This window comes from Candidatus Liberibacter asiaticus (assembly GCF_000590865.3).
GTDB lineage: Bacteria > Pseudomonadota > Alphaproteobacteria > Rhizobiales > Rhizobiaceae > Liberibacter > Liberibacter asiaticus.
The window spans coordinates 1030684-1057062 of the sequence record NZ_CP010804.2 but is presented as its reverse complement, the minus strand read 5'-3'; the positions used below and the strand labels follow the sequence as shown (position 1 = coordinate 1057062).

Here is a 26379-nt window from a genome sequence, read left to right as displayed (position 1 = left end):
TATGTTCCTCACTAAAAAAATAATCTGTATTGCTGCTTAAAGAACTTGCTTAATACCGTTTTCAATCAAATATTGTGGATTATACATTGTAACTAATTCTTCTGAAGAAGTTGGATGCACCGCCATGCAACGATCAAAATCTTTTTTTACGCATCCAGCTTTCAAACAAACGCCTAATACTTGGATTATTTCACTTGCTTCATGCCCTAGGATATGCACTCCTAAAACTTTATGATTATCCGCATGGACAATAATCTTCATTATCGTATGTTCGAAACGTTTCGAAAGAAAACATTTCATCGGGAAAAATTTTGTCTTATATATTTCTAATCTACAAAATTTTTGTACGGCTTCTTCTTCTGTTAATCCAACAGAAGCAATTTCAGGTTTAGAAAAAACCGCAGTGGGAACCAAGTCATAGTCTGGAATTGTGGGATTATCTTTAAACACTGTCTCAACAAAACAAGCCGCAGCATGAATGGCAACAGGTGTTAATTGTATGTGACCACTAATATCACCTAGAGAAAAAATAGACTGAACATTCGTACGCGAATAGCAATCGGTGATAATGAAACCGTTTTCATCCATCTTCACCCCTACTTTTTCAAGACCTATACCCGTAGTCCGAGGAGTACGACCTACTGCAAGTATTACTTGATCTGTCTTTACAATTTTTCCAGATTTTAAAATACTTTTTAATTGGCCTGATTCACTAACTACACTTTCAATTGTATCATTATGAAATACTTGCATACCTCTAGAAATCATGACATCCGTTAATCCTTGACGAATATCTGAATCAAATTTGGAAAGAATGCTATTGCCACGCGTCACTAAAGTCGTTTTTGATCCTAAAGAATTTAAAATACCAGCAAATTCAACAGCAATGTATCCTCCGCCTATAATTAAAGTAGATTGAGGTAAACTCTTCAAAGAAAAAATTTCATCTGATGTTATACATAAATCAGAACCTTTGAAATCCATACGATTAGGAGATCCGCCAGTGGAAACGACAATATATCGAGATGTAATAGTGCGATTTAGATTGGCGATGTATACAGAATGAGGAGAAGAAAGAATGCCCTTACTTGCAAATATTTCTACTCCTGCAGATTCCAAACGATTATGATAAAACGATTCAAGACGGGATAGTTCTTTGTTTTGTGCTGTAATAAGTGATTGCCAATCAAAACTTTTATGATCAACACTCCAGCCAAAACCTTGCGAATCCTCGAAGTATTCGGAATATTGTGATGCATAAAACATCAGTTTTTTAGGAATACAACCTCTAATAACGCAAGTGCCACCAACACGATACTCTTCGCAAATAGCTACCTTTTTCCCAAGTTGAGCTGCTAAACGAGCAGAACGTACTCCAGAAGATCCGGCTCCGATCACAACAAGATCATATTCATAACGCATATCTCACGTCTCCAATTCCTTTAGGATATCATGTCAGAATTAAAGATCAAACTTATGATAGTCACAATACATATGCAAAGATAAATAATGGAATGAAAAACTACTCCCACAAACGCTATCTCGATTAAAGACTACAAGTTTGATTATACTTCATGAAAAATAAAAAAGTATTTTTACAGAAAAATGATATCCTAAATTTTACTATAAAAGTTCATATAGACTCATAACAGCCAACAAGTATCCTGAATCAATCTCCTAGAAATCAACAACAGAAAAAAAATAACATAATTTTCGAATAAAACTCACTTGAGTATGCTACAAGATCCTGTCCATCGCATCATTATGTTTTATTTTTGTAAGACTAAACATTCTCCATCAGATGTTCCAATAATTGCACAGTCTACCATATTAATAAACAAACCATGCTCTATAACTCCTGGTATATTACATAGCTCTCCTGAAATAATTTGAGGATCTGGAATAAATCCAAAAAAAGCATCAACAATATAATTTCCTCCATCACTGACAAATAAGCCAGATCCATTTCGCCGTAGACGGAGTTCTTCATTTAAACCAAAACAAGATGCAACCTCTTTGAGCGCAGAAAGCGTCTTGTTCACACCAAATTGGTCAATTTCTATTGGGAGCATGCCCCTTCCTAAAAAATCAACTCTTTTACTTTCATCCCCGATGACAATAAAACGAGAAGCAGCGTGTGCAATAATCTTTTCACGGAGAAGAGCCCCTCCATATCCTTTAATAAGGCGCAACCGAGAATCTATCTCATCAAATCCATCTATACTTAAATCAACAGACGAAACATCCTCTGGCGAATGCAAAGGAATATGATGGATTTTACAGAAATTTTCTGTATTTCGCGAAGATGGTATAACCTGAACACGAAAGCCATTCGCAATCTTGTCAGCGAGCAAAATCATAAACTCTTTGGCAGTACTCCCTGTCCCCATTCCCAAAGTCATCCCGTCAACAACATACTGAATTGCTCGACGAGCAGCATTTCTCTTCATTTGAAGAGCGTCCATCTTATTTCTCTTCTCTCTTGATTGATAAAAACAAAGGTAGTATCACCCTTACTTCCAGCGATAGTATTACATATGAATTGGTTGATCAAAACAAGATAATGCCGCCTCTCTCACGGCTTCTGACATTGTTGGATGCGCATGACAAATGCGAGCCAGATCCTCTGAAGATCCTCCAAATTCCATCAAAACTGCCGCTTCGTGAATCATTTCTCCAGCACTACCACCTATAATATGCACACCTTCTACGCGATCACTTTTCTCATTCGCCAATATTTTTACAAAACCATCGATGGAATTCATAGAACGTGCTCTACCATTAGCACTAAACGGAAACTTCCCTACTTTATAAGATTTTTTTTCACACTTCAATTGTTCTTCGGTTTTTCCTATTGAAGCAACTTCAGGATGAGTATACACAACACTTGGGATAATCCCGTAATTAACATGCCCTTTTTGACCAGAAATAATTTCAGCTACCGCAATACCTTCATCCTCTGCTTTATGAGCTAACATTGGTCCACGGACAACATCTCCAATAGCATAAATAGTCGAAATAGATGTTTGAAATTGCCCTCCTATTTCAATGCATCCCCGATGATCAATATTAATACCTATTTCTTCAAGACCTAAACCTTTCGTATACGGCCTACGTCCTGCAGCAACCAAAACGGCATCAGCTTCAATATTTATAGGCTCGTCATCAGTAGATCGATAGACTACCTGCGCTTTTCCCTTCACCTTTTTGACAGAAGAAACTTTTGAGTTCAACTGAAAATTCATTCCCTGTTTGGACATAATTTTAAGACAATGTGCTGCTATTTCTTTGTCCATTCCATTTAAAATAGTGCCAGAATGCTCAATAATCTTTACACAAGAACCAAGTCGCGTCCAAACGGAACCCAATTCTAAGCCGATGACTCCAGCGCCAATGACCAGTAAATTTTTTGGAACGGAAGAAAATGACAATGCACCCGTAGAAGATACGATGACTTGCTCATCAAAATCAATTGACATACCCGGCAAGCCAGATGCCTCTGATCCAGTGGCAATGACTATATTCTTCGCTTCTATTGTTTCTTCTGAAGAACTTCCTTTGACCAGTATTTTATTATTGGATACAATCCTTGCTGATCCATGATATGTAATAATTTTATTTTTCTTTAGGAGAAAATTTATCCCTTGAGTATTGGATTCGACAATAGATTTCTTGTAAGACATCATCTTTTTCAAATCCAAATGACAAGATGCAATATTTATCCCTAAATCTCCCGCTTCTTTAGCAATATGACTATACATTTCCGAAGCATGTAACAAAGCCTTGGAAGGAATACACCCTATATTTAAACAAGTTCCACCATAAGTCTTTTCTTTTTCAATTATAGCGACTTTATTTTTTAACTGAGCAGCTTTTATTGCACAAGCATAACCAGCTGGACCACCACCCACAACAGCAACATCATAAACCATTATTTTTCCCGTTTTAAATGAATTATTTTCTCCAATCCATCAAGAAATCAAATAATTAAATCAATAAACACATGTTTCTATTTTTAACTTCTATGGACAAACGACTGCCCCTACTGTCTTTAAAACCAACAGCATATCCTAAATCCATCATCAAAGAAGATAAACACTAATACTTTAAGGTCTATAAGTCCAATATAAAACGTTCAGGATCTTCAAGCAATTCTTTCAAACGAACCAAAAATGTTACAGCCTCTTTTCCATCGACTATACGATGATCATATGATAAAGCGAGATACATCATAGGACGAATCACGATTTGTCCATCCTCTACTATTGGTCTTTCCTGAATTTTATGCATACCCAGAATACCCGATTGTGGCGGATTTAATATTGGAGAAGATAAAAGAGAACCATAGACTCCACCATTAGATATAGTAAATGTACCATTTTGCAAATCACGCATAGAAAGATGTCCTGCACGAGCTTCTCGACCAAGACGCGCAATCTCTCTTTCAATCTCCACAATATTCATTTTATCCGCATGACGTATAACCGGTACTACAAGACCTTTATCTGTGCCCACTGCCACTCCAATATGGCAGTAATTTTTATAAACAATATGATCGCCATCAATTTCTGCATTGACACCTTTAATTTCTTGCAGAACGTGACTTGCTGCTTTGGTAAAAAAGCCCATAAAACCTAGCTTAATCCCATGCTTTTTCTCAAAAATATCTTTATAACGAGATCGGATAGAAATAATACGAGACATATTGACTTCATTATACGTACTCAAAATAGCTGCAGTATTTTGAGCATCTTTTAATCGTTTAGCAACAGTTTGACGCAAACGAGACATTTTGACACGCTCTTCAGATAATTCTTCGGAAACGCTTGATTTTTCAAAAATATTAGAGGCACTATTAATAATTCTCGAAAAAACACCTTTTTTATGAGAGTCAACGGTTGATTGATCAACAGAAGATTCGGAACGAGAAATTGCTGCCATAACATCAGATTTCAATATCTGCCCTCTTTTGCCCGTTCCCTTAATATCAGAAGGAGATAAACCGGATTCTGCTATTAATTTAGAAGCAGATGGGGAGTGTGGCATTTGAAAACCTTGATCAGTTATTTCAGGTAAACCATTGGCAGTAGAATTAGGAGAATTTTGCTTTATAGATTCATCTTCATCTCTTGCAATTTCTACAATATATCCTAAAAATCCCCCATAAGTAACTGTATCGCCTTTTGCAACAGACATCTCGTGCAATTTTCCCGAGACAGGAGAAGGCACTTCAACGGTCACCTTATCGGTTTCGAGTTCTACTAAAATTTCACCGATTTCAACTGATTCACCAATTTCTTTAAGCCAAGTGCCAACCGTTGCTTCATTGACAGATTCGCCCAGAGAGGGCACTAGAATTTTCGTAGCCATACTTCTAACTTTCTCTTCCAAAATACCGGTATTATTAATAATACCGGTCAACATCGTTAATCTTTATTTAAGAGCATCCTCAATAAAAGAAGATAATTGTTCTAGATGTCGAGACATATGACCCACGGCCGTAGATGCGGAAGGTAAACGTCCAACATAACGAACACGAGAATAATCTGCGCCAATAGAATGCAATACTTTTTCTAAATAAGGTTCAATAAAAGTCCATGCTCCCATATTTTGAGGTTCCTCTTGACACCAAACGATCTCGGCTTGAACAAAACGCGAAAGAACTTTTATTAGATAATCTTCTGGGAAAGGATATAATTGTTCAATACGCAACAGATAGATATCAGCAATATTACGCATATCGCGATTATCTAAAAGATCATAGTAGACTTTTCCTGTGCAGAGGATAACCCGACGAATATGCGAATCTTCCTTAAGTTTCACAGAAGTTTTTCCATGATATTCAGCGTCATCTGATAACACCGCTTGGAAAACGCTCCCACATGTCATATCTGAAAGAGAAGAAACAACCCTTTTATGTCTCAACAAGGACTTTGGAGCCATCATGATTAATGGCCTAGAAGAACGATCATAAATTTGACGCCGCAGAATATGAAAGTAATTGGCGGGAGACGTACAGTTAGCAACGTACATGTTATTTTCCGCACACATTTGCAAAAACCTTTCAAGTCGAGCAGACGAATGCTCTGGTCCCTGTCCCTCATATCCATGTGGCAACAAGCACACAAGATTAGAAGTGCACAGCCATTTCTGCTCTCCAGCGGTGATAAACTGATCTAATATAACCTGGGCACCATTAGCAAAATCTCCAAATTGAGCTTCCCAAATAGTTAATGCATTAAGATTGTTTAAAGAATAACCATACTCAAATCCCAAAACAGCTTGCTCAGAAAGGAAAGAATTAACAACCTCACAATGCCCTTGATCTTTCGAAATATTACCCAAAGGAAAATAGCGTTTGCCTGTTTCTTGATCACATAAAATTGCATGACGATGAGAAAAAGTACCACGTTCACAATCTTGCCCCGATAAACGTACCTTATAACCTTCATAGCAGAGAGAACCAAAAGCCAACGATTCCGCCATAGACCAATCAATTCCCTTGCCTGTCTCAATCATCTTTTGGCGATTTGCCATAAGACGTTCAACAATTTTATGCGTATTAAAAGACTTTGGAAGACGAATAATACTAGAACCTATTTTTTTCAATATTTCTTTTGATACAGAATTTTTTCGCTCATTCTCACCATTATGCAATAATCCTAATTTTTCAGGACAATAGCTTTCACTTTCCTTGTATTCTGCTTCCAAATATTTATGCCAATTGTTGGCTAAAGACTGCAACTCTTGTTTAGAAATAACTTGATTTTTCATGAGAGAATCAGCATATAGTTGCAATACCGATTTATGTGAACGTATTGTTTTATACATCATAGGCTGCGTGAAAGAAGGTTCGTCTCCTTCATTATGTCCAAAACGGCGATAGCATACTATATCTATTACTACAGATTTGTGAAATTTCATCCGGAATGAAACAGCCATCCTAACAACACGAATCACAGCTTCTGGATCATCTCCATTAACGTGAAAAATAGGAATACCAATAGACTTGGATATATCTGAAGCATAGGTACAAGAACGAGCTGAAGAAGGATTCGTAGTAAATCCAATTTGATTATTAATAATCAAATGAATATTGCCTGCAACTGTGTATCCCGACAAACCAGATAAACCAAAAGTTTCCGAAACTATACCTTGTCCAGCAAAAGCAGCATCTCCATGAATAATGAGGGGCAATACTCGAGAGCGTTCTACTAAGGAGATACTCTTTTCCCCTACAATACCAGCTTTTAAGTCCTGTCTAGCACGGACACTTCCTATCACCACAGGGTCAACAAATTCAAGATGCGAAGGATTGCTCTGTAGCAACAACTTCACATCTTTTCCGCAAATCTGACGATTACAACATAATCCTAAATGATACTTTACATCCCCTGAATATTCTTTTTCTGAAGGACCTTTTCCTTTAAATTCATAAAAAATAGAGCGCGGGAGCTTATTCATTATCTGAGATAAAACATTTAAGCGACCCCGATGAGCCATTCCTAAAATCATCTCATCCACACCCTGTTGAACTCCTTGTCTAATAATTTCCTCTATAGCCGGAATAATGACCTCAGAGCCATCGGCACCAAAACGCTTTGCTCCTTTATACTTTATGTCAATAAACTTTTCAAAGCCTTCGGCTCTAACAAGCTTATCTAATATATCCCTTTGTTCTTCTTTGGAAAAATTAGAAGAAAAATCATAATCTTCAATTGTATTTCGTACCCAATCCCTCTCTATAGAATCGACAATATGCATGAATTCCACGCCTATGTTCGAACAATATAAATGAGAAAGAACATCTACAATCTCAGGAATCGTAGCACTCTCAAGACCCAATACACCTTTCATACAAATCTTACGATCATAATCAGCTTTAACAAATCCATAGTGAGCAGGAGACAACTCTGATAAATCTTTTTGATGAGAATTATATCCTAATGGATCAATATTTGCCTTGAAATGACCATAAGAACGATATGCATCTATCATCTTCATGACTTGAAAAAAATCTTTTACAGATTGAGTTTCGCCTAAAGAACAAGAACTCTCCACAGCGCTCTTCTTCTGCGAAAAAACGGCACTCGCAACAGATTCTTCTTTTAAAAAAGAAGCTATTCCGTCTTCTAAATTATCATACTCTTCAGAATTCTCATCAAGAAACGAAAAGAGAGGATACCAATCCTTACAAACACTAGATGGATCCTCTTGATAACTCTTATACAGATCTTCAATATAACAACAATTAGTACCATCTAGAAAAGAAGAAAGAGAAAACATCTTATTTAAATCTTGCAACATCATTCTCTCCGTCACTGCATTGTTGTTGATGATCTAATATTCATTCTATACTAAAAAAAATGTAATTTCAAAATATTACAAACTACCCAATAGTTCTACGAGGGATCTTCCAATACGTGCGGGAGAAGGTGCAATACAAATACCAGCTTCTTTCATTGCATTTATTTTATCTTCAGCCCCTCCTTTGCCACCAGAAATGACCGCACCAGCATGCCCCATAGTTCGACCAGGAGGTGCCGTTTTACCTGCAACAAATCCAACTATTGGTTTCTTGCGCCCACGTTTAGCTTCATCTTTCAAAAACTGGGCAGCCTCCTCTTCTGCAGATCCTCCAATTTCACCAACCATAACAATCGATTCAGTTGCTTCATCTGCTAAAAATAACTCAAGGACATCAATAAATTCAGTCCCTTTAACAGGATCACCACCAATACCAACAGCTGTACTTTGCCCTAATCCTTCTTGAGATGTTTGGAATACAGCTTCATACGTAAGAGTTCCAGAACGAGATAGAATACCAACTGACCCCTTGCGAAAAATAGAACCTGGCATAATTCCTATTTTACAACTATCAGGCGTCAGAATACCAGGACAATTAGGACCAATAAGGCGAGAAGAAGATTTTTCGAGACGCGCTTTTACCCGAACCATATCCAAAACTGGTATTCCTTCAGTAATACAAACAATCAAGGGAATTTCTGCCTCAATAGACTCAATAATAGCATCACCCGCTCCACTAGGAGGAACGTATATCACAGAAGCATTAGCAGCTGTACGCTCTTTTGCTTCTGCGACAGTAGTAAAAACAGGGACGTTAACATTTCCTCCAGTCCAATAAGTACTGCCTTTCTTAGGATGTATTCCCCCGACAACCTGTGTTTGACAATAAAGAATAGCCTGTTCCGTATGAAAAGTTCCAGCCTTACCCGTTAATCCTTGAACAAGAACTTTGGTATTCTTATCAACTAGGATAGACACAATATTCAAACTCCTTTCACTGCATGCACTATTTTCTGAGCAGCATCATCTAAATCAATTGCAGTAATAACGTTCAAACCACTTTCCGCAATCAATCGATTTCCAATATCTACATTGGCCCCTTCAAGACGCATCACAAGGGGAATATTGATCTTTACTTCTTTAACAGCAGATAAAATACCTTTTACTAGCACATCACATCTCATAATCCCTCCAAATATATTGATTAATATTCCTTTAACAGAAGAATCTGACGTGATAATCTTAAAAGCAGCAGCTACTTTATCTTGATCGGCTCCTCCTCCAACATCAAGAAAATTAGCAGGTGCTCCTCCGTATAATTTAATGATGTCCATAGTAGCCATAGCTAAACCAGCTCCATTAACCATACAACCGATATTACCATCAAGTGCTATATAAGAAAGATTATGTTGTTTGGCTTCTATTTCTCTACTGTCTTCTTCTGAAACATCGCGTAATTCTTGAATATCAAGATGGCGATATAACGCATTGTCGTCAAAAGATATTTTTGAATCTAATACTCTTAACCGACCGTTTTTCATAATAATTAGTGGATTAATTTCCAGCAAACTCATATCTTTATCACAGAAAGCTTTATAAAGGTTAGGAAAAAGATCGCCGCCATCAATACGAGCTTGCCCTTGTAATTCAAGCATATCACACAAGCTGGCAACATCTTCAGAAGTCACCCCTATCAAGGGATCAATAAGTAGTTTGAAAATCTTCTGAGGGTAATCTTTGGCGACTTCCTCTATATCCATCCCTCCTTGAGTAGAGGCAATAAAGGCAACCATTCCTGATGTTCTATCTACTAAAAGAGATAAATATAGTTCTCTTAATATATCAGCACCATCTTCAACATATACACAATTCACTCTGCTCCCCGTAGGTCCAGTTTGTTTTGTTATGAGTGTAGAACCGAGAATCTCTCGAATATCAGATATGACAGATTTAAGAGAGCTTTCGACACGTACCCCACCTTTCGAATCAGCGGGTAATTCTTTAAAACGTCCTTTACCACGCCCTCCAGCATGAATCTGACTTTTGACAACATACAACGGACCAGGAAGAGTTTTAATCGCCGATTCTGCCGCATGAACAGACGAAATGACCACACCCTTAGCAACTGGAACATTATATTTTCTTAACAATGCCTTAGCTTGATACTCATGAATATTCATAACAACACTATTCCCTTTTATACCAACGAAGGAACTAATTTAGTACAAGAATTGCATAAATCAACAGTAGCTTTGACCGACTTTTGAAAAGCATCTTTTTCATCAAAAGAAAGATTTAATTCAACAATCTTTTCTACTCCTTTATGCCCAATCACGACTGGAACTCCAACATAAAATCCTTCCACACCATATTGTCCCGAAAGATGCGCAGCACAGGGAAGTAGATTTTTTTTGTTTTTCAAGTATGATTCCGCGATGGCTATGGCAGAAGAAGCAGGGGCATAATACGCAGATCCGGATCTAAGTAATCCAACAATTTCTGCGCCACCTTCGCGAGTTCTCTTCACAATTTGATCGATTTTTTCTTGTGTAGTCCAACCAAGTTTTACAAGATCGGAAACAGGAATACCAGATACAGTAGCGTATCTCAACATAGGCACCATTGAATCTCCATGACTACCTAACACAAGAGCCGTTACAGATTCAACAGAAACACCAAATTCTTGCGCTAAAAAATAACGAAATCGAGCCGAATCCAAAATACCAGCCATCCCGACAACCATATGTGACGGTAAGCCAGAAAATTTCTGCAGAGCCCATACCATGGCATCAAGAGGATTTGTAATACAAATCACGAATGAATTAGGGGCATACTTGCGAATCCCTGCTCCTACTTTTTCAATAGCCTTCAAGTTATCAGCAAGCAAATCATCTCGACTCATTGATGGCTTGCGTGGAATACCCGCTGTTACAATACAAACATCAGCTTCTGCAATATCTGAATAATCACTGGTGCCACATAACTGTGCGCCAAAACCTTCAACTGGAGAAGATTCTGCAATATCAAGCGCTTTTCCACGTGGCATGCCATCTACTATATCAAGTAAAACAACATCTCCAAGCTTTTTAAGAACAGCAAGATGCGCAAGTGTTCCTCCGATCATACCAGACCCTATAAGAGCAATCTTATTTGATTTCATTACGCATCCTTTCTTCAAGTAACATACTTTGGTTCTCTATATAAGAAATTTACTATTATTAAAAAAATCATTTACACTCTTATTTGATAACAAAATCTTACAAGCGTCTATTATAATTTTATTCTTACCGATATATTGCGCGCTGAACATTTCATACAAACGCGAAACAGTTCTTTGAATCTCAAATGCCCCTTTTCTTAACTTATAAGGGAATAAATCTTCTATATTTTCTTCTGACGATATAATTAAACCAATTTTATGCTCATAAAACACATCTATCAACATAATAAAACGCTTTATCCAATCCTTTCGATCTTCCTTTAATAAGGGAATATCATTTATAATAACAACATCAAATCGATTAGCAATTTCTACAAAATCATTAGCTGATAGTGGTCTATCACAAAGATCAAAAAAAGAAAAGCGAGATACTCTACTGCAAAAAAAAGGGACATGAATTTCATATCCTCCTTCTGTAGAAATATTCAAAGAAAGTGATTTCTTTCCTTTTGTTATATGAGCCCACAATTTATCCATTAGCACTCTATTATAAGAATTAAGTGGAGTCATATAAATAGGAAGAATTGATTGTTCTTTTCTACGGTAATCTTGACCTGAATCCAGAGAAATAATTTCAAGTTTCTTTTCTAATAGTTCTATAAATGAAACCAGAACATTGCGATTAATTTCATCTTTATAAAGATTTTCTGGAATAAAATTTGACGTCATTACTATAATACAACCATGTGAAAACAATGCAGCAAACAATCGAGATAAAATAATTGCATCAGCAATATTGGTTATCATAAATTCATCAAAACATAAAACTCTGGATTCTAGAGCAATAGAACTCGCAACTAATGGAATAGGGTCCGATTCTAGTATTTCTCCAAATTCAATTTTTTTACGATACATGATAATACGACTGTGAACATCTTTCATAAACTCGTAAAAATGAAGCCTGCATTTCTTTTCTATAGGAACTAATGCAAAAAAAAGATTCATGAGCATACTCTTGCCTTGACCAACATCTCCGTGGAGATAAATGCCCTGCATAGAACAATATTTTCTTTTTATGCCCCTTAAATTCCAAAGCCAAGAAAAGATACCTTGTTCCTGTTTTTGTTGCTTATATAAATCAACGAGAAGACGATCAAAGGATTTCACCACACTCTCTTGAGCGGGATTATATTTTAATTTTTTATCCTGAATCAAAGATATGAGTCTACTACTGACAAGATCAAGAGACACTAATACACACCCAAAAAATAGATAAAATAACTGCCATTACCAAAATTTATGTCAAAACCAAGAACATATAACTAAGATAAAAATTAAAAAAACCTATGTAGATGTACATAATATCATAATTTGTCAATTTTAGTAGCAATTGAACTCTTGCAGCATGCATGACTGTCAAGGTTAGACCATGATGTAATACTAGATAGAGCATTGTAGATAATATTCGAAATTCTTGCGCTGATCTTAGGAGAGATCTTTCTAAAATTGAGTCACAAAGAAAGCTCTATAAGAATCACTTAGTTATTTCTGTTGTATCACCAAATTGAATACCATTTTTAAATCCTGTTGCACTATGAAACTTAATTATCGTTAATCGTCCCATATAGATAAAGATTTTCCGAATTAGATCTACATTCATTGTACGTTTCCCTTTTAAACATCTCATGTCCTACCGAGAAATTATAACTTTATCACTTTCACCCTGAAAAGATCCCTCGAAAGACTGTTCCGCAGTTTTATAGAAAACAATGATAGTTTGACCGGATTTATTTTTAAGCTCAAAACTATCCTCATCTATTATATTCCATGCTGCTAATGATGCTAACCTACCATGGCAACTTCGAGCGGTTCCACGAAAATTCTTTTTAAATCGAGTCAATGTCAAAATCATCTTACAGTCGACATCTCGGTATGATACTTTCCAAGCACCTATTATTCCCATCCTAATGGCATTATTATCCTTACTAGGCACAGAAATATCGTCCTGATCAAATTCTTCTTCAGGAATAGGCGGAAGAAGAATCTCTGATTCAACAGAAGGAGGAAGGGAGATCTCTGGTTTTTTGAAAAAAATATTTCCGAAATCTATTTGTGTACAGCCATGTGAAAATAATGTGAGCATGTAAAGATTTAAGAGAATAAAACGATAAAAATGCATTTATTATATCCTTCATACCCGAGATCATTATTATAACTAATATATCCAGAAATATTTCTAAAAATAAGAAAAAACTATATTTTACGATCTAGCAACATCATTTTAATTTTTGCAATTGCTTTTGCTGGGTTAAGACCTTTAGGACAACTTTGAGTACAATTCATAATTGTATGACAACGATATAAGCGAAAAGGATCTTCGAGATTATCAAGACGCTCTCCTTGAAATTCATCTCGAGAATCAATTAACCAACGATACGCTTGCAATAATATAGCAGGACCAAGATATCTATCAGAATTCCACCAATAACTTGGACAAGACGTTGAACAACAAGCACACATCACACACTCGTAAAGACCATCAATTTTCTGCCTATCCTCATGACTTTGCAATAATTCCTTAGCAGGTTTGGGAGAAACAGTCTTAAGCCATGGTTCAATTGAACGATGTTGAGAATAAAAATGTGACATATCTACCACAAGATCTTTAATGACAGACATGTGAGGCAGAGGATATACCGCGATAGCACCCTTAATATCCTTCATATCTTTTACGCAAGCTAAAGTATTAGTGCCATCTATATTCATCCCACAAGAGCCACAAATACCTTCGCGACATGAGCGACGCAAAGTCAAAGTAGGATCAATCTTATTTTTAATGTACAAAAGCCCATCAAGAACCATAGGACCACAATTATCTAAATCAACATAATAAGTATCCATGCACGGATTACCCTTATTATCAGGATTCCATCGATAAATACGATATTCTTTTAAATTCTTTTCTCCAGTAGGAGCATTCCAAATCTTCCCCCGCTTTACCCGAGATCTCTTTGGCAACATAATTTCAACCATGATCAATACCTATACTAATAAACACGTGCTTTAGGAGCTATCTTAGAATAGTCGACTCCACCACAAAGCAATTCAGTATGTACTGGACGATAATCAAGCTTTATTTTCCCTGTATTCCAATCAACCCAACAAAGAGAATGTTTGCGCCAATTGACATCATCACGTCCACCAAATTCGCCATCTTTAAAATCCTCTCTCGCATGAGATCCCCTGCTTTCTTTGCGTGCTTCTGCAGAATAAACTGTAGCAATCGCATTGATCATCAAATTTTGCAATTCAAGAGTTTCCACAAGATCCGAATTCCAGATTAACGATCGATCATGAACTTTTAGATCAGCCATTTCATCCCAAAGACAAGAAAGGTTGCGACATCCATCAGACAAAGAATCTTGAGTACGAAATACACCTGCATCTAATTGCATTGCTCGTTGCATTTTCTCTCGTAAAGCAGCGGTAGGAACATGACCATCGGCATGTCTCAAGCGATCAAATCGATCCATAATACGATCACAGGAAGATATATCTAAGCTAGGAATTGGACTTGATTTATCAATCATTTCTGAAGCGCGAATAACAGCAGCTCGACCAAAAACTACTAAATCAATCAATGAATTTGAACCAAGACGATTCGCCCCATGAACCGAAGCACAGCCAGCCTCACCAATTGCCATCAAACCAGGGGCAAAACGCTCTGGATTCTTACTATTGGCATCTAATACCTCTCCCCAATAATTAGTCGGAATACCTCCCATGTTGTAATGCACGGTAGGAATAACAGGAATAGGATCGCGTGTTACATCAACACCAGCAAAAATCCGCGCAGATTCAGAAATGCCTGGTAAACGCTCTTGAAGAACAGCAGGGTCAAGATGATTCAAATACAAATGTATATGATCTTTACTTTTACCAACACCTCGCCCTTCTCGTATTTCCATCATCATACAACGAGAAACAACGTCTCGAGAAGCAAGATCCTTAGCTGAAGGGGCATAACGCTCCATAAAACGTTCTCCCTTAGAGTTAACAAGATAGCCACCTTCTCCACGCGCCCCTTCCGTAATAAGACACCCTGCGCCATAAATCCCAGTTGGATGAAACTGTACAAATTCCATATCCTGTAATGGCAGACCCGCACGTGCAACCATACCAGCACCATCACCAGTACAAGTATGTGCTGATGTAGCAGAAAAGTAAGCTCGACCATACCCACCTGTCGCTAACACCACTAATTTAGCAGAAAAACGATGAATTTCACCCGTTTCTAGCTGCCAAGCGACAACACCAACACAGCAACCTTCCGAGTTAATGATAAGATCAAGTGCAAAATACTCAATAAAAAATTCCGCATTATTTTTTAACGCTTGGCCATATAGTGTATGCAAAATAGCATGTCCTGTTCTATCAGCAGCAGCACAAGTCCTTTGAACAGGAGGACCTTCTCCATAGTTTTGCATATGTCCACCAAAAGGACGCTGATAAATCTTCCCTGCTTCATTACGTGAGAAAGGTACACCATAGTGCTCTAACTCATAAACAGACTGCGGCGCTTCCATCGCAAGATACTGAATCGCATCTACATCTCCAAGCCAATCAGAGCCTTTTATCGTATCATATAGATGCCATTGCCAACTATCCGGTGTCATATTGGCAAGCGAAGCCGCAATTCCTCCCTGTGCTGCAACCGTATGCGAACGAGTAGGAAAAACTTTTGTAATACATGCCGTCTTAAATCCCTTTTCAGCCATACCTAAAGTAGCGCGCAAGCCCGCTCCTCCGGCGCCAACAACGACAACATCATAAGAATGATCTACATAAGTATACGAAGATTTAAGATTAGAAGAATTCTTCATAGAGTACCCAAAATTGCAATTTTTAAGAGAGAGAACAGACAAAAAATAATAAGCAATAAAACAAAACAACTATTCATAAAAAGGAACATTATTTTCAATAGTCTATAATGAATATAATCTTCAATTATTACTTGCATACCAAGTTGCATATGCACAGAAATCGAAATTGTTCCTAATCCCATGATAGATGCTACGGCCACATTAGAAAGCACAGAAACAATCTGCTCATATGGAGCATCACCATATTTTATAAAAAAAGCAATAAAAAAAATAATAAAGGGAATATTAGCAATAGCAGTGAATCTTTGTTTTATAAAATGCCCCGTACCATCCTTAGCAGAGCCCATGCCCCGCACTCTTCCCAAACTACTACGCATATCAAAATCCAATTTCCATCCTTAAACAATATCCTTGATTATCCATACTATTAATACTGTCAAAATCGAAGCAATAATATTAATTTTTGCCATTTGAGTGGCAATTTTTTTGTCTAAACACAAACTAACATCCCAAATAAGATATCTTATACCGCCTAACATATGATGGATAACTGCCCAAGTGTACAAAAAAAGGCATACTTCGAAAACAGAACCATCCATATAACACCTTAAAGAACTTAATGTATGTTCCCCATTTGCTATACAAAAAAACCAAAAAACTACTACTGGAGTTCCCAAATAAACCACTGAACCCGTGATACGATGTACAATGGAGACAAACATAGTAGGAATCAGTCTATAAATCTGTAAATGCGGAGAAAGTGGTCGATTATTCTTAATGCTAGACATCAGTTTCAAGCTACTCCTTTCTGATACAGCCCAATGACTAATTGAAATATATGTATACAATTATTAACATATGACATTTAAAAAACCTCATTTTTTAAAATAACGTTATCAATAAAACAATTACCAATATAATCAACAAAAATATAGAATATTCACCTCTTCATATGCGACTACAAAGGAGGATTAGATAGTTTCCCCATACGACATACTTCCAAGTATTCATCCGTCGTTACAGGTTGCACAGAAAGACGGGAAGAAACGATCAATATCATGCTAGAAAGGCGTGGATTAGCTTTAATAGCCATTAAACTAACAGGGCAAGGCATACTACAAACTGCACATATATCCACACATTCCCAACACGATGATTGTTCTGCTGTTGGATCGGGATACGTACAAGTAATCACTTCGAAAATCCCTACAATTTCACGACCTTTATTAGAATGATAAAAAAATCCTTTATCACCGACACGCATTTTTCTCATATTATTACGTGCTTGATAATTACGAACTCCTGTCCACGCTTCTCCAACACGCCCCTTATCTTGTTGCATTTTCCAAGACCATTCAGAAGGTTCAGATTTTACAAGCCAATATGCCACGATTCTCCTTCATTCAACAAGCATCATCATTGAAATAAACTTACCTACTGCTCTTCGGAAGAGTGGTTTAACAAAATACTCAAAGCTTCATCTACACTAATATGATTCATCATCACATCTGATATTGCTTGAAAAATAGGTAACTTTAAACCCATTTTTTTTGATATATTTATCACGCATGAAACTGCAATTGCCCCTTCTACCAGTTGTATCTGATCAGGATTCTGTTTTTCCCCTCTTCCAAGAGCAATGCCAAAACAAAAGTTACGAGACTGTTCACTGGTAGCTGTTAATATTAAATCTCCCACACCAGACAACCTTAAAATTGTATCAGCCCGACCGTTCATCGCTTCCGTTAATTTCATAATTTCTGACAAACCCTGAACCATTACAATGGCGCGAGCCGAATCTCCACATCCTCTCCCTTTTAAGATACCACTTGCTATAGCAATAACATTTTTTAGAGCGCCTCCGATCTGAACACCGATACGATCATCTGAACAATAAACTCGAAAAGAATCAGTGGTAAGAATCTTAGAAAGACGCCGAGATATATCGATATTTTTAGAGGATAAGATCACTCCTACTGGTAATCCTTGAGCAATATCACGTGCAAAACCAGGACCAGAAAGAACCGATATAGAATGGGATGGAAGCACTTTTTCTGAGTAAGAACTCAGCAACATCCCGCTGTTATATTCAAATCCTTTGGAACAGATTATAATCTCTGCGCTCTCTTTCAACCAATTGCTATAAAAGTTAAGGGCTTCTCCATAGCCTTTAGAAGAAGTAGCAAACAAAACAATATCGGCATTTTGCAAAAGCGTGTGATCAGATGAAAAGTTTAGAAGGGGAGACAGTTTGATGCCTGGCAGTGCTTTTGCATTGATTCTTGTATCCTCTAATTGTTGCATTAAAATTTCTTTTCGACCAAGCAACGTGACATTTGCAAGCCCACGTGACGCAATGACACTAGAGAGCGCTGTTCCAAAAGCTCCTGCACCAATCACGAAGATTGTAGAATAATTTTTCATGCTTTGACTCCACGCTTACCAGATCCTATTTTTGACGGAGCTTTTTCATCTAAAGGCCAACGAGAACGAGGTGATATAGATAAATCATCCGCAGGTAATCCAGCCTCCATCCGTTCCAAAGCCGCCCAAGCAATCATTACTGCATTATCGGTGCATAAACGAGCTGGAGGAGCAACAAAACGAAAACCATGTAAAACACAAAGATCGATCAAAGAAGCTCGGATAAAATGATTAGAAGCCACACCACCCGAAACTACTAATACAGCTTGTTTATGTGGAAATGCCTTGCGAAATAAAAGAAACCCTTGTTTTAATCTTGCTTGAAGAATACGTACGACTGTTACTTGAAACGATGCACAAATATCAGCAATATCTTGTTTTTCTAGCACATCGAAAGCACATATTGTTTTCTGGACGGAAGTTTTTAAGCCAGAAAAAGAAAAATCACATAGCGTTCCTTGTACTAAAGGACACGGAAACTTAAAACGCTTACCATCGCCCATCAATGCCGCCTTTTCTATCTCTACTCCACCTGGATATGGTAATCCCAGTGATTTGGCAATTTTGTCAAAACACTCCCCAAGAGCATCATCTATAGTTGTTCCCAAACGATCATAGTGCGCAACATCCCTTACTAACAAAATCTGTGTATGTCCTCCGGATACTAACAAAACCAGATAGGGAAAGGCAATGTCATCTGTCAAGCGTGCTGTTAGAATGTGACCCTCTAAGTGATTAATAGCATAAAAGGGCTTATGACTAACATAGGAAATCGCTTTGGCTGTCATCAAACCGACAATTAATCCTCCCATTAATCCTGGGCCTGCTGTAACGGCTATTGAATCCATATCAGAAATTTGCATATTAGCACGTAATAAGGTTTGTTTTATCAAAATATCCAAAACGTCTACGTGAGCACGAGCAGCAACTTCTGGAACCACTCCTCCATAATGACCATGTTGATCAATCTGAGACAAAACGGCTTCTGCAAGAATCTCGCCATGGGAATCTTTGCGACGTACCACAGCAACAGCCGTTTCATCGCAACTCGTTTCAATACCGATAACCGTTTTTTTTATTTTAGACATTACAATACTTTAAATTTTCTTATGGTCATTAAATTAATGTCATTCTCGTTCTTAACAATATCACAGATGAATTAATATGGAAAAAAAACCTTTTAGAATAGGAACACGTTGCAGTCCACTAGCTTTAGCACATGCTTTTGAAACACGCTCTAGTCTTATGGATGTGCATAAAATTCCTCCACACAATATTGTAATTATTCCTTTGTCAACCAAAGGCGATCGTATTACCAATAGGACATTAACGGAAATAGGCGGCAAAGGACTATTTACGGAAGAAATTGAAAAAAAATTAATATCAGGCGAAATTGATTGTGCGGTCCATTCTGCCAAAGATATGCCAACCAAATTGCTAAAAGGCCTTCAAATTTCTGCCTATCTTCCCCGTGAAGATATACGAGATGTTTTTATTAGCCATACCGCACAGTCCCTTAAAGATCTTGCTCTTCATAGTGTTATTGGCACATCATCTTTACGTCGCAAAGCTCTCTTATTGCGATGGCGATCCGACATATCTGTCATAGATTTCCGTGGAAAAATAGAAACACGCTTGAATAAGCTTAACAATAATAAAGCCCATGCCATATTGCTCGCATATGCTGGAATCAAAAGATTAAAAAAAGAAAAAGTTATAAAGGAAATTCTCAACATTGAAGATTTTCCCCCATCTCCTGGACAAGGCGCCATTTGCATTGAAACACATGTGAATAACCCTAAAGCACAAGAACTCGTGAAAGTGATTAATCATGAAGATACTTGGGATAGCGTAAACTGTGAACGTGCATTTCTTGCTGAATTAGATGGATCCTGTAAAAGTGCTATTGCTGGATTTGCCTATTGTAAAGGATCAACTCTTTATTTTTATGGTATAGTTTTGGCATCTGATGGTAAAATTTTTCATGAAGTATCAAGAAATGGTAACCGTTGCGATGCTATTAATATAGGTCGTGATGCCGCTCAATATATACGATTTATATCCAATAAAAATGTTTTTAACTTTTGAAGTTTAAAACAATGATCTCAAAAATTAGTTCATTTTTTACAGTATTCCTTGCTATTCTCGCTAACAAAATAAAAAATAGAATGCCAGGGAATTGAGTAAGTATCAAAAAAGTGTTCCTTTAAAGAAACACTAAAATCAACCAACAAACTATCTAAATTAAAAACACCAGACTTAACATAACGACTCAAAACTGCAACTCCTAAACTACCAAAAGGAGCAATCCACATCAAAACAAAAGCGCGTCTTAAAAATTTATTTGCAACAACCTCAACAGCATAAGCATCAACACACGCAATATACCGAACAAAATTCTTACAATTATCATTACCAGCAAACGTAAATCTATCAAGGTGTAGGCACTTTAAATTTAGTCAAATCATCAATAAACTTTTTAGAGGGAAGAACGTTTCAATGCAATAAATATCAAATATGATTTCTTAAAAAAACAATATAACGATTATACGAAAGTATAGAAAATTCATAGTCCACTGCTTTCCCCCTTCCTATCCTCATCACCAAAATTGTTGATAGCAAAGTGTAGTTTGATTGTTAGATTAAAATATGTAGAGCGAGTTATGTATATAGTTATCACGAGACCAATAAAAAAGGCACTACGCACACAGGAAAAAATACAAAAAATGGGGTATATTCCCGTTATGATGCCTCTATCCTATTTTATCCATGATAGAGAATCGGTCTTTCTTGCAATGCAGCAATCATACGGAGCTATTGCGATTACCAGCAGTGAATCTCTCTCTACATTACCTGCGAATTTCTGCCGTCATACCCCTATCTTTGCCATAGGAGAAGCCAGTGCTTGTCTTGCACGACAAAAAGGGTTTACTCAAATATTTCATGGTAAAGACAATAGTATTAATTTAGCGAAGATAATCGTCGAACAAAAAGTATTGTTCACCCCGCAAAAACCTTTAATATACCTAGGAGGGAAACCAAGAAATTTTCACTTTGAAGATTATCTTATCGAACATAAGATTCCCCTAAGAGTTATTGATTGTTATTATAGCCAAGACATCGCTTACCCTGAAACCACAATGAAGAATCTCCTTCAAAATGCAGATGCTATATTGTTTTATGCCCGATCTTCTGTTTTATACTTTTTTAGTTTGCCTTTACCTGCTAAAATATCTGCAGCTTTCCTCTGTTTGAGCAATAATATTGCATCGGCGATTCCTGCATCCTATAAAAATGTCGTTACAGTAGCATGTTTTCCAAAAGAAACCTCCTTGTTAAAGCTCCTTCCCTTAAGGAGATAAAGATTCGTATGTAGCGGTTAATATTTTATTTAAAATTAATAAGTTAAGTATAAAATAGTCCGTTGCGAGTGCTACTAACGTTACTTGTGACGAGATTCCGTATAAAGATAATCAGTGGTGAGAATAAAGCCGTTTGAAAGATTGTAAAATTACGATAACATAAGCTTCGCATGATAATGTGGTGTTTATTCAATTAATATATTCCGAACATTAGCGTATTGTGAAGAGAAAAAAGGATGAGCCCTATGTCTGATTCTTCTATGGAAAAGGATATTCGTAGATCTACAGAATCCCCTAAACAAGAGGAAACATCTCCTCCTTCTTGTGACGTCAAAAAAATAACTTGGAGGAAATTCTTTTGGGAAAAAATACTTAGCAATAAAACGTTTTTCAAAATACTTGCATTAGTTTGTGTAATCGTTCTCACGTTCATTTTTATATTTACAGCATTATTCACAGAAAAATTTCTCCGCACCGATAATAATCTTCTCCTTTTACCAAGCGTTTCTCCACTAAAAGAAGATCCTAAGGATATTTCGCCCGTAATAGAAAAAGAAATTATTTCTCAAAACCTCTCTATTGCTCAACAAAAAGATGAAGAAACGGCTGATAAAGAACTAGCAAACACACAAAATTTCAACATAAAACCTTTATTAGAAGAAATAGCTTCCTTAAAACAACTAATATCAGATCTTAGTAAAAATTATCAAGATATTGTCACGCGATTAACAAAGATGGAGACTTTAACTGCCAACCCCCTTAGAAACCCTAATACTCAGCGTATGGTCTCTCTTCTCATATTGAAAAATGCATTGGATAAAGGGGAATACTCCTCACTGAATACAACAATGCAAGAAAATTTTTCGGTTTTAAAGCCATGTACTGCTACTCTAATGCAATTTGCTAATATAAAAATTCCTACAACAATAGAAATTTTAGCAAAATTTCCAAAAGTTTCTGAGGAAATGGTCTTTGCAAGCGAATCTCTTGAAAAAGATTCAGGATTTGCGAATTACTTATTATTTCAACTCACTAGACTAGTAAAAGTGCGTCCCATAGGAGGAAATATTGAAGGAGATGCAATAACCGATGTCATCGCCCGTATTGAGAACAATCTGAAAACAGGTGATCTTGTAAAAGCAGCTGCTGAATGGGATAAGATTCCAGAAAAAGCAAGACAACCTAGTATGTTTTTAAGAAATGCACTTGAAGCGCATATTTGCTCTGATGCAATATTAAAGGAAGAGATGGCTAAGATTCCCCAAACTGATTTGCCATAGGAATACAAGATTAAATGCTCCGTCTTATACGTTATTTTTTTGTAATTTCCTTGGTGATCTGTAGTTTTATCATAGTCTCTCATTACCCAGAGGATGTGTCCATTACTTGGGGCAATCGATTATATCGAACAAGTCCTTTTGTGATATTATCAATCCTTTATTTTTTTCTCTTTGCATGGATTTTATTATTTGCAGTCTCACGATTTTTTTTATCATGCCCCGCTATGCTTTTTCATATGCTTCATAAGCGCAACTATGATAAGGGATATAAGGCGTTATATACGGGTCTCATGTCAATTGCCGCACATAATATACCATTGGCTCGCAAAATGCATTCTTACGTATCTCAACAGCATACTTTTCATAACGAATATCTTGTTTATCTCTTAGAAGTGCAAATTGCTTTAGCTGAAAGACAATACAATATTGCACATGAAAAATTAGAAATGATGCTACAGATACCCGCTACTAGAGAATTTGCAGTGTATAGTTTATACTTTGAATCCTGCCGTATAGGCGATTTAAATTCAGCTCAGCGTTATGCAACAAAAGCTTTGGATATTTCTCCTGATGCACCTTGGGTTACTGAAGCAGTCGTACAACAGTATGTATTAGCAAAAGAATGGTCTAGAGCCATTACCTTTTTAAATCAAAAGAAGAAGAATGCTAAAGAATGGAATCGTAATAGAGCAATACTTCTCATAGCCCGCTCTTTAGAAAATGCAGACAAAGGTGACATGATTGCTTCTTATCATGATGCAATAGAATCTTTGAAACTATGTGATAATTCAATCATGGCATCAATATGTGCTGCCAAATCTTTAATTTCCCAAAATAAAAAAAGAAAAGCAGAAGTAATTTTAGAAAAAATATGGAAGGTTAATCCTCATCCTGAAATTGCCAACATTTATACGCACCTCTTATCAGAAAATACAGTAGGAAAGTTGAAGAGAGCACTAAGGCTAGAAGAGATCAATAAGGAAAGTGTAGAATCCTTGGTTATTGTTTCTAAGATTGCTTTGGAAATGGGCAGTATTGATCAGGCACACGCAAAAGCAATGCTTGCTATGAAAATCGCCCCTAGAAAAGAAATCTTTTTACTGCTTGCTCAAATAGAGCAAGCAAATTCGCATAACACAGATAAAATTCTATACTGGACACAAAGCGCCTTGCACGCAATGCCAGATCCGCTATGGATATCAGATGATGGCTATTTATCATCTGTATGGCTTCCTCTATCACCTATAAGTAAAACACTATGTTATTTTGAATGGAAAATTCCTACTAAAAGCCCAGAATATATTTCTTCTGAAAACATCAATTTTTCTCTAGAAATGGCGTATCCTGCGGATGATCTGCAAAGTATGCTAAACAATGGCAAGAAAAACCATCTACCTAGCATTAAAAAAGTTTCTTCCTTTGAAGATAGTACTATTCATCCTTTAGATCCTCACATTCGACAACCGGATGATCCTGGAATTAAGGAACAGTAACAACACAGCAGACATTATATTGAGCAGTAAAGTTTAGAAGACTGCTCAACTATTTTTTCATTCAATTTCCATCAGATTATATGATGATTGTATAAAAAATACTCAAAAATAAATCCAATATGCTCATTCAAATGAAACCGGCAAAGAACCTTAAAAATGACGTAGAATCAATTTTTTATTCATCTATCATTCCATGAGTTGTATTATAAAACATTATCATGCGACTTATATTAACTCATTCCATATCAGAATATACCAAAATAAAATATGATTTTTTCGCACTACTCATGTAAGAAGCAATATAGTAAAATATAAAGAGCTCTTTAGAAATTTTAATTTCTGTAGAGCTTTATAACCATAAAAAGGTATTGTAGAAAAAATGAAGATTACACAAGCTTTTACATTTGAAGCAGCCCATAGACTTCCGCGTGTTCCCAAAACTCATAAGTGTCATCGTATGCACGGACATTCCTATCGGGTAGAGCTTGTGATGGAAGGAGATGTAGATCCTAAAACTGGATTTGTTGATGATTTTTTTAATATAGAACAATACTTTTCTCCACTTTTAGAAAAATTAGATCATCATTGCCTTAACGAGATTGAAGAGTTAGAAAATCCTACAGCAGAAAATATTGCTATCTGGATTTGGAAACGTTTATCCACGTCACTTTCTATCTTATCCTCAGTACGCGTTTATGAGACGCCTATGTCTTGGGTCGAATATCAAGGATTCTGATGAACGATATAATAAAAAAAGCACCCTCTGCTCTTTTACTCTTTTCAGGGGGACAGGATTCCTCTACCTGTCTTTCTTGGGCGTTGGACAGATTTGATAGGGTAGAAACCCTTAGCTTTGATTACGGACAACGTAACAAAGTAGAACTGGAATGTCGCCTTTGCGTGCGTAAAAAAATAGTGGAACTCATGCCTAAATGGAAAGATTCTTTGGGAGAAGATCATATCTTGCCACTTGCAATACTTGGAGATATTTCCCATTCATCACTCACGAAAAATGTTGCAATGAAAATCCAGGACAATAATTTACCTAATACGTTTGTTCCTGGGCGTAATATAATTTTTCTAGTTTTTGCGGCTACATTAGCGTATCGTCTTGGAATAACTAATATTGTTATTGGTGTATGCGAAACCGACTATTCAGGATATCCAGACTGTCGCCATGACACAATAAGGGCTATCGAAACAGCTATTAATTTAGGTATGGAAAGCCATGTTACTGTCCATACACCTTTAATGTGGCTCAAGAAATATGAAACTTGGAAGCTTGCTCAAGATATTGGAGGGCAAGATTTGGTGAATCTTATTCTTGAAGAGAGTCATACTTGTTATCTTGGAAAACGTGATAAACGCTATGAATGGGGCTATGGTTGCAACTCATGCCCAGCGTGCTATCTACGACAAAAAGGATGGATGGAATTTAAAGAAAAATATCAAGATTGATAATATGTCTTC

At 36.7% G+C, this 26379-nt stretch carries 24 protein-coding genes; 6 read left to right on the top strand and 18 right to left on the bottom strand.

All coding sequences use genetic code 11. The features are described 5' to 3' along the window. Positions 1-36: 36 nt before the first annotated feature. From gorA to tsaD, 17 genes are all read right to left on the bottom strand, one after another. Entirely contained in the window at positions 37-1422 is a 1386-nt protein-coding gene (gene gorA, locus CD16_RS04745) for a glutathione-disulfide reductase (RefSeq protein ID WP_015452886.1), read from the bottom strand. A 347-nt stretch (positions 1423-1769) separates the two neighbouring features. Continuing rightward, positions 1770-2465 (bottom strand): ribose-5-phosphate isomerase RpiA, encoded by a 696-nt coding sequence (gene rpiA, locus CD16_RS04740; RefSeq protein WP_015452885.1) that lies wholly within the window; start codon positions 2463-2465, stop codon positions 1770-1772. A 66-nt stretch (positions 2466-2531) separates the two neighbouring features. Further along, complete coding sequence (lpdA, locus tag CD16_RS04735; RefSeq protein ID WP_015452884.1) at positions 2532-3932, bottom strand: dihydrolipoyl dehydrogenase; 1401 nt, start codon at positions 3930-3932, stop codon at positions 2532-2534. A 181-nt stretch (positions 3933-4113) separates the two neighbouring features. Continuing rightward, positions 4114-5370 (bottom strand): 2-oxoglutarate dehydrogenase complex dihydrolipoyllysine-residue succinyltransferase, encoded by a 1257-nt coding sequence (gene odhB, locus CD16_RS04730; RefSeq protein ID WP_171816671.1) that lies wholly within the window; start codon positions 5368-5370, stop codon positions 4114-4116. Positions 5371-5433: 63 nt separating this feature from the next. Then, positions 5434-8310 (bottom strand): 2-oxoglutarate dehydrogenase E1 component, encoded by a 2877-nt coding sequence (locus CD16_RS04725; RefSeq protein ID WP_040055329.1) that lies wholly within the window; start codon positions 8308-8310, stop codon positions 5434-5436. A gap of 72 nt (positions 8311-8382) precedes the next feature. Beyond that, positions 8383-9285: a succinate--CoA ligase subunit alpha gene (gene sucD / locus CD16_RS04720; RefSeq protein WP_015452881.1), complete on the bottom strand. Its 903-nt coding sequence runs from the start codon at positions 9283-9285 to the stop codon at positions 8383-8385. Positions 9286-9290: 5 nt separating this feature from the next. Then, the gene (sucC, locus tag CD16_RS04715) at positions 9291-10487 is read right to left on the bottom strand and encodes an ADP-forming succinate--CoA ligase subunit beta (RefSeq protein WP_015452880.1); all 1197 of its coding nucleotides are present in this window, start codon (positions 10485-10487) and stop codon (positions 9291-9293) included. A gap of 17 nt (positions 10488-10504) precedes the next feature. Continuing rightward, on the bottom strand, positions 10505-11467 hold the full coding sequence (gene mdh / locus CD16_RS04710; RefSeq protein WP_015452879.1) for a malate dehydrogenase: 963 nt from the start codon (positions 11465-11467) through the stop codon (positions 10505-10507). Between the two features lie 36 nt (positions 11468-11503). Continuing rightward, a complete protein-coding gene (zapE, locus tag CD16_RS04705; protein ID WP_015452878.1) occupies positions 11504-12718 on the bottom strand; it encodes a cell division protein ZapE in 1215 nt (404 codons plus the stop codon). A gap of 439 nt (positions 12719-13157) precedes the next feature. After that, the gene (locus CD16_RS04700; RefSeq protein WP_015452876.1) at positions 13158-13646 is read right to left on the bottom strand and encodes an AprI/Inh family metalloprotease inhibitor; all 489 of its coding nucleotides are present in this window, start codon (positions 13644-13646) and stop codon (positions 13158-13160) included. A gap of 74 nt (positions 13647-13720) precedes the next feature. Continuing rightward, entirely contained in the window at positions 13721-14500 is a 780-nt protein-coding gene (locus CD16_RS04695; RefSeq protein ID WP_015452875.1) for a succinate dehydrogenase iron-sulfur subunit, read from the bottom strand. A 14-nt stretch (positions 14501-14514) separates the two neighbouring features. Further along, positions 14515-16350: a succinate dehydrogenase flavoprotein subunit gene (gene sdhA, locus CD16_RS04690; RefSeq protein WP_015452874.1), complete on the bottom strand. Its 1836-nt coding sequence runs from the start codon at positions 16348-16350 to the stop codon at positions 14515-14517. Beyond that, complete coding sequence (gene sdhD, locus CD16_RS04685; RefSeq protein WP_031935048.1) at positions 16347-16727, bottom strand: succinate dehydrogenase, hydrophobic membrane anchor protein; 381 nt, start codon at positions 16725-16727, stop codon at positions 16347-16349. The genes sdhA and sdhD overlap by 4 nt, the downstream gene beginning before the upstream one ends. A gap of 21 nt (positions 16728-16748) precedes the next feature. After that, the gene (gene sdhC, locus CD16_RS04680; RefSeq protein ID WP_015452872.1) at positions 16749-17138 is read right to left on the bottom strand and encodes a succinate dehydrogenase, cytochrome b556 subunit; all 390 of its coding nucleotides are present in this window, start codon (positions 17136-17138) and stop codon (positions 16749-16751) included. Between the two features lie 170 nt (positions 17139-17308). Next, positions 17309-17740 (bottom strand): EVE domain-containing protein, encoded by a 432-nt coding sequence (locus CD16_RS04675; RefSeq protein ID WP_015452871.1) that lies wholly within the window; start codon positions 17738-17740, stop codon positions 17309-17311. A gap of 44 nt (positions 17741-17784) precedes the next feature. After that, positions 17785-18774 carry an NAD(P)H-dependent glycerol-3-phosphate dehydrogenase gene (locus CD16_RS04670; RefSeq protein WP_015452870.1) on the bottom strand — a complete coding sequence of 330 codons (990 nt, stop codon included), beginning with the start codon at positions 18772-18774 and terminating at the stop codon, positions 17785-17787. Then, entirely contained in the window at positions 18771-19862 is a 1092-nt protein-coding gene (gene tsaD / locus CD16_RS04665) for a tRNA (adenosine(37)-N6)-threonylcarbamoyltransferase complex transferase subunit TsaD (RefSeq protein WP_015452869.1), read from the bottom strand. Before tsaD ends, CD16_RS04670 begins: the two co-directional genes overlap by 4 nt. Before the next feature lie 76 nt (positions 19863-19938). Here tsaD and hemC point away from each other — a divergent pair, with 76 nt between their 5' ends. Continuing rightward, positions 19939-20862 (top strand): hydroxymethylbilane synthase, encoded by a 924-nt coding sequence (gene hemC / locus CD16_RS04660; protein ID WP_015452868.1) that lies wholly within the window; start codon positions 19939-19941, stop codon positions 20860-20862. 29 nt (positions 20863-20891) lie between these two features. Here the strand turns inward: hemC and CD16_RS04655 are convergent, their stop codons facing one another. Beyond that, positions 20892-21089, bottom strand: coding sequence for a hypothetical protein (locus CD16_RS04655; protein ID WP_015452867.1), 198 nt, complete (start codon positions 21087-21089; stop codon positions 20892-20894). Between the two features lie 348 nt (positions 21090-21437). Here CD16_RS04655 and CD16_RS04650 point away from each other — a divergent pair, with 348 nt between their 5' ends. The 5 genes from CD16_RS04650 to queC all read left to right on the top strand — a co-directional run bounded on the left by CD16_RS04650 (position 21438) and on the right by queC (position 26367). Beyond that, on the top strand, positions 21438-22136 hold the full coding sequence (locus CD16_RS04650; protein WP_015824966.1) for a uroporphyrinogen-III synthase: 699 nt from the start codon (positions 21438-21440) through the stop codon (positions 22134-22136). Between the two features lie 236 nt (positions 22137-22372). Continuing rightward, the gene (locus CD16_RS04645; protein ID WP_031935046.1) at positions 22373-23416 is read left to right on the top strand and encodes a COG4223 family protein; all 1044 of its coding nucleotides are present in this window, start codon (positions 22373-22375) and stop codon (positions 23414-23416) included. Between the two features lie 14 nt (positions 23417-23430). Further along, positions 23431-24909 carry a heme biosynthesis protein HemY gene (locus tag CD16_RS04640; RefSeq protein ID WP_015452864.1) on the top strand — a complete coding sequence of 493 codons (1479 nt, stop codon included), beginning with the start codon at positions 23431-23433 and terminating at the stop codon, positions 24907-24909. Between the two features lie 379 nt (positions 24910-25288). Beyond that, positions 25289-25645, top strand: coding sequence for a 6-carboxytetrahydropterin synthase QueD (queD, locus tag CD16_RS04635; protein ID WP_015452863.1), 357 nt, complete (start codon positions 25289-25291; stop codon positions 25643-25645). Next, positions 25645-26367: a 7-cyano-7-deazaguanine synthase QueC gene (queC, locus tag CD16_RS04630; protein WP_015452862.1), complete on the top strand. Its 723-nt coding sequence runs from the start codon at positions 25645-25647 to the stop codon at positions 26365-26367. The genes queD and queC overlap by 1 nt, the downstream gene beginning before the upstream one ends. Positions 26368-26379 lie beyond the last annotated feature (12 nt).

Excerpts from the sequence above, each read along its gene's own strand:
- gorA (WP_015452886.1), bottom strand. The coding sequence starts at position 1,422 with ATGCGTTATGAATATGATCTTGTTGTGATCGGAGCCGGATCTTCTGGA.
- rpiA (WP_015452885.1), bottom strand. The coding sequence starts at position 2,465 with ATGGACGCTCTTCAAATGAAGAGAAATGCTGCTCGTCGAGCAATTCAG.
- lpdA (WP_015452884.1), bottom strand. The coding sequence starts at position 3,932 with ATGGTTTATGATGTTGCTGTTGTGGGTGGTGGTCCAGCTGGTTATGCT.
- odhB (WP_171816671.1), bottom strand. The coding sequence starts at position 5,370 with ATGGCTACGAAAATTCTAGTGCCCTCTCTGGGCGAATCTGTCAATGAA.
- CD16_RS04725 (WP_040055329.1), bottom strand. The coding sequence starts at position 8,310 with ATGATGTTGCAAGATTTAAATAAGATGTTTTCTCTTTCTTCTTTTCTA.
- sucC (WP_015452880.1), bottom strand. The coding sequence starts at position 10,487 with ATGAATATTCATGAGTATCAAGCTAAGGCATTGTTAAGAAAATATAAT.
- mdh (WP_015452879.1), bottom strand. The coding sequence starts at position 11,467 with ATGAAATCAAATAAGATTGCTCTTATAGGGTCTGGTATGATCGGAGGA.
- CD16_RS04700 (WP_015452876.1), bottom strand. The coding sequence starts at position 13,646 with ATGCATTTTTATCGTTTTATTCTCTTAAATCTTTACATGCTCACATTA.
- CD16_RS04695 (WP_015452875.1), bottom strand. The coding sequence starts at position 14,500 with ATGGTTGAAATTATGTTGCCAAAGAGATCTCGGGTAAAGCGGGGGAAG.
- sdhA (WP_015452874.1), bottom strand. The coding sequence starts at position 16,350 with ATGAAGAATTCTTCTAATCTTAAATCTTCGTATACTTATGTAGATCAT.
- sdhD (WP_031935048.1), bottom strand. The coding sequence starts at position 16,727 with ATGCGTAGTAGTTTGGGAAGAGTGCGGGGCATGGGCTCTGCTAAGGAT.
- sdhC (WP_015452872.1), bottom strand. The coding sequence starts at position 17,138 with ATGTCTAGCATTAAGAATAATCGACCACTTTCTCCGCATTTACAGATT.
- CD16_RS04670 (WP_015452870.1), bottom strand. The coding sequence starts at position 18,774 with ATGAAAAATTATTCTACAATCTTCGTGATTGGTGCAGGAGCTTTTGGA.
- tsaD (WP_015452869.1), bottom strand. The coding sequence starts at position 19,862 with ATGTCTAAAATAAAAAAAACGGTTATCGGTATTGAAACGAGTTGCGAT.
- hemC (WP_015452868.1), top strand. The coding sequence starts at position 19,939 with ATGGAAAAAAAACCTTTTAGAATAGGAACACGTTGCAGTCCACTAGCT.
- CD16_RS04655 (WP_015452867.1), bottom strand. The coding sequence starts at position 21,089 with ATGTGGATTGCTCCTTTTGGTAGTTTAGGAGTTGCAGTTTTGAGTCGT.
- CD16_RS04650 (WP_015824966.1), top strand. The coding sequence starts at position 21,438 with ATGTATATAGTTATCACGAGACCAATAAAAAAGGCACTACGCACACAG.
- CD16_RS04645 (WP_031935046.1), top strand. The coding sequence starts at position 22,373 with ATGAGCCCTATGTCTGATTCTTCTATGGAAAAGGATATTCGTAGATCT.
- CD16_RS04640 (WP_015452864.1), top strand. The coding sequence starts at position 23,431 with ATGCTCCGTCTTATACGTTATTTTTTTGTAATTTCCTTGGTGATCTGT.
- queD (WP_015452863.1), top strand. The coding sequence starts at position 25,289 with ATGAAGATTACACAAGCTTTTACATTTGAAGCAGCCCATAGACTTCCG.
- queC (WP_015452862.1), top strand. The coding sequence starts at position 25,645 with ATGAACGATATAATAAAAAAAGCACCCTCTGCTCTTTTACTCTTTTCA.